The 4,110-nt window shown below is 65.0% G+C and carries 3 protein-coding genes and 1 pseudogene; 3 read left to right on the forward strand and 1 reads right to left on the reverse strand.

Going from position 1 to position 4,110, the window contains the following annotated elements; genetic code table 11:
• A pseudogene (locus ABDV69_RS20385) lies at window positions 1-75 on the reverse strand (AAA family ATPase); the annotation flags it as partial.
• 121 nt (window positions 76-196) lie between these two features.
• Between ABDV69_RS20385 and ABDV69_RS20390 the strand changes: the two are divergent.
• Genes ABDV69_RS20390 through ABDV69_RS20400 form a run of 3 tightly spaced genes read left to right on the forward strand, consistent with a single transcriptional unit; the run spans window position 197 to window position 3,989 of the window.
• The gene (locus ABDV69_RS20390; RefSeq protein WP_343577581.1) at window positions 197-1,378 is read left to right on the forward strand and encodes a tyrosine-type recombinase/integrase; all 1,182 of its coding nucleotides are present in this window, start codon (window positions 197-199) and stop codon (window positions 1,376-1,378) included.
• Window positions 1,375-3,549, forward strand: coding sequence for a tyrosine-type recombinase/integrase (locus ABDV69_RS20395; RefSeq protein WP_343577582.1), 2,175 nt, complete (start codon window positions 1,375-1,377; stop codon window positions 3,547-3,549). Before ABDV69_RS20390 ends, ABDV69_RS20395 begins: the two co-directional genes overlap by 4 nt.
• On the forward strand, window positions 3,546-3,989 hold the full coding sequence (locus ABDV69_RS20400) for a DUF6262 family protein (RefSeq protein WP_343577584.1): 444 nt from the start codon (window positions 3,546-3,548) through the stop codon (window positions 3,987-3,989). The genes ABDV69_RS20395 and ABDV69_RS20400 overlap by 4 nt, the downstream gene beginning before the upstream one ends.
• Window positions 3,990-4,110 lie beyond the last annotated feature (121 nt).

A 4,110-nucleotide genomic window follows, 5' to 3' on the forward strand; every position in this document is an offset into this window, starting at 1 on the left:
GAAGTAGGTCCGATACCCGGCATGTGCTGCGGCCCTTGCCAATCCGACCGAAAGGTGTGTCTTGCCGGTGCCCGGCGTTATCAACGGGTAGAAACACGCTCGAATCTATGTATGCGACAAGGGGGTTAATGCTTGTTAGGTCATCGTTGTTGCCGGTTTATCGGTGGGAGTTCTTCAACGTGAAGGAACGGCAACGATGGCGTATCCGGTGGCGGTGGCTCCTGCGGGAGTGCAGCGGACTTGGACCGTCCTCGGTGAGGACTACGCAACGGTCGGTCCCGTCGAGGAGTGGATAGAAGCTCATCGGCATCTGTGGTCGCCGAACACGGTGCGTGGCTATGCGACCTCGTTGGCGCAGTGGTGGAGCTTCCTGGAGCAGCGGGGGCAAGCCGACGGCTGGCGCGATGTCGGTGTTCCAGCTTTCACGGCGTTCTTGTCCTGGCAGCGCAATGGCCGCACGGTTGAACATCGCCTGGCCGATTCGGACCAGGCGCCGACCGCTGCGACACTGGAAGTTCGTCTAGCAGCGTTGATTTCGTTCTACCGTTGGCATCAAGCAGTGTCCGGGGTGCCGGTGGCGGGACGGCTACTTCGTGGGACTCCGCGGCACCGACCGGCCCGTGGCTTGCTGGCGCATCTGGATGCGCGTTCGGCCCCGACGTCGTCGTCGCTGGTGCGAGTGCGGCGCGACCGACACCGGGACAGACCTCCCTTGCTGCTGCCCGAACAGATCCAGGCGATCCTGGATGGCTGCGCGGTCTTCGATCCCGAGTCCGGATCGTGGCAAGGAAACCTGCGAGACCGGTTCGTGTTCGCGCTGCTGGCCGAGACTGGGATGCGCCTCGGGGAGGCGCTGGGCCTGCGGATCGGCGAGTTCGTGCTCGGCCGCGGCAGCACCGCATACGTGGAGATCGTGCCGCGTTCAGATAACCCCAATGGGGCGCGGGTGAAGATGATGCGACCGCGGCGGGTCTATGTCGGTGCTGACCTTGAGCGGCTGTTCGCCGACTATCTCACCGATATCGCCTGCCGGGCAGCCGAATCCGGTATCGGTCTAACAGACACGTGTCCGCTGCTAGTGAATGTGGCGCGCCCGCCGTTGATGGCCGCTTTGCGTGAGACGACGGTACGGGAGAAAGTGGCCACGCTGCGTCGGCGCTGCATCGGGCCGCCCGGGTGGACGCCGCACTGGTTCCGCCACACTCATGCCACCGCATTGTTGCTCGCGGGGACACCGGAATGGGTGGTGTCGCGGCGCCTCGGGCATGCCCACGTGCAGACCACCCTTGACCTTTACGGGTGGGTTCGTGACGACGAAGCCCTGCGAGCGGCGGCCAACTGGGCTTCCTATGCCCGCAGCTGGCGGGTGGCCGAATGATCGACGAGCATGGGCACCTTCACCTTCGAGGAGCCGAACACGTCGATCCGATCTGGCGGCTCTGGGACGGGCTGCCGGCGCAGTGGCGCGGCCCGGTGCTGGGTCCTGGCATCGAGAACTGGGCATCGCTTACCGAGAATGACTGGCCCCACCTTGATCTGAGCGGATTACCCGACCCCTTTGCCGCGGAGCTGGCGTGGATGGCGCACTGGCAGGCCTGTGATGGCACCCGTGTCTCAGTGCTGGCGATGGCGCAGTTGGCCAACATCATTCGGCGGGCCGTCGCCGAGGGCCGTGCTTTCGCCCCGTCGATCAGGGAGATGGATTACAACGCCGCCGCGGCGTTGCAGAGCTGGTTCTATGCCAGCAGGGGCAAGCGACTGCCGTCACCGAAAGGCCGCGCCCGGGTTCACGGCCTGTTTGGGTTTGCACGACACGCCTTGATCGCCGCCTGTCACGACGGCCCGTGGTGGGAACTGGACTTCTGGCACCCGCGCTGCGATCCGCGGATTCCCCTCACCGACCGCGAACCGGTCGCTAACTACGGCTGCCCACCGGGACACATCCAGCTGCCCTGGCTGCGGGCCGCGGTGAAGTGGCATCTGGGGACCGCACTCGAATCCGGGGTGCTGCGTTGGACCACGGTCAGCCAAGAACGGATGCGCAATTTCCGCCGCTTCGATAACTGGCTGATCACCAGCTTCGGCGACCCGACCGACATCCTGGGTGACCCTACGACAGCGGTTGAGCAGGCAGCTGCGTTCGCGCGGTGGACCGCCGTGGCCGCCAACCGCGTCACCCGTGAATCCGACACCCGCCACCTCGGAAAACCGGTGCCGATCCGGGGCATCAACGACGACCTGCGAGCCGTAGCCGGCTTACTGGACTTCGTCGCCGCCAACCCCAGCGAAGCTCGCACCGTTCTCGGCGCCGAACCCTGGCACCGAGTCACCGCAGCACATGCCTCCAGCTGGTTCGGCCGGGTCACCCGGATACCGCACCAGCGCGGATTCAACGACGCGAACTACATCGACGATCACGCGCTCGCTCAGATCACTGCGGCGCTGCCGTTGATCGGATTGCTCCGCACCGAGCAGATGACCATCACCCGCGGCGATGGCACAACCATCACCGCCAACGGGCTCGACGACCCGCAAGCAATGCGGATGATCCTGCTGCAGATCCTCACCGGCCGCCGGGCCAGCGAGATCCGCACCTGCGACTTCGACTGCCTCTCCGCCGCCCCGAGAACCACCGGAACTGGCGACGAAGACCACCAGACGCTGACCAGGTTCCGCTACGCACAAAGCAAGATCGACGTCGCGCCTGACACCATCCTCGTTGATCACGAGGTCACCGAAGTCATTGCTGAACAACACCGTTGGCTACAAGCCCAGCACCCTGACGGCAGCAGGCGCTTCCTGTTCGCACGGCGCCTGGGCAACCGCCGCGGCGACAAGCCCTATCCAGCAGGAACCTACAACTGGGTGCTACGCACCCTCAGTGACCTCGTTCAAATCACCGACGCCAAAGGTCAGGTCGTCCGGTTGAGCCATACCCACCGCTTCCGTCACACCCGGCTGACCCGACTGGCTGAACTCGGGCTACCGGTCCACGTACTGCAGCGCTATGCCGGGCACGCCACTCCCACGATGACGATGCACTACATCGCTGCCCGCGACGAACACGCCGAGCAGGCCTTCCTGGCCACCGCCAAGCTCCGATCCGACGGCACCCGCATCCAACTCTCCAGCGACGACCACGACAGTCTGCACCTGTTCCGCCGCGCAGACCGGTTCCTGCCCAACGGGTGGTGCATGCTGCCACCGCTGCAGTCCTGCGACAAAGGCAACGCCTGCCTGACCTGCTCGGTCTTCGTCACCGACCACACCCACCGAGACGTGCTGCAACGTCAACTCCGTGAAACCGCCGACCTGATCGACCGGGCCACAACGGAATTCGAGCAGCGACACGGCCGTCCCATGCCCGAGGACAACGTATGGCTCATCCGGCGCCGCGCTGAACACCATGCCCTCAACCAGCTCCTGGCCGCGCTCGATCACGCACCCATCTCCGCAGCCCACGGTGCGCCAACCGAGTGTCATCGGCCCAGCACTGGACCCGTCCCGCTGACTCTCGATCTCACCCGCCACCGCAGGAGCATGCAATGACTGACTCCCGAGAACGCCGAATCACCGCCCTCACCGAGGCAGCAAAAGCCAAGTCTCAGAACAAAACCCGAGACGCCGAACAAGCCATCCGCCGACTGGTCAAACGCGGCGAACCGATCAACTTCCAGGCCGTTCAACGCGAAGCAGGCGTCTCCCACGCCTTCCTCTACAACCACCCCGAACTTCGCAAACGTATCGAGCATCTGCGCGGAGCCCGCCCCAAGGCCACCGCCGAACAGCCCGCCGACACCGACAACACCCTCGTCATCACGCTGACCCGCCAGATTGCCGAACTCAAGAAACAGCACCGCCGGCAGCTGCAAGCGCTCCGCGACGCCCTCGAGCGCGCACACGGCGAGAACCTCGACCTACGACGCGAACTGGCCCGCCGCGGCATCCATCCCACACCTAACGTTGCATCGATCGCAACAACGTCGTGAACAGGGCAAACGCCACCATCCTGCGCTCGACCCCGCGATAACGCCGGGGCCGATCAACAGAATGTTGGTCGCCGATTCCAGGTAACGGCAGGTGCCCAGTTCATCGATGAGGTTGCGGTCG

The organism is Mycobacterium sp. (genome assembly GCF_039583785.1).
In the GTDB taxonomy this organism is placed as follows: domain Bacteria; phylum Actinomycetota; class Actinomycetes; order Mycobacteriales; family Mycobacteriaceae; genus Mycobacterium.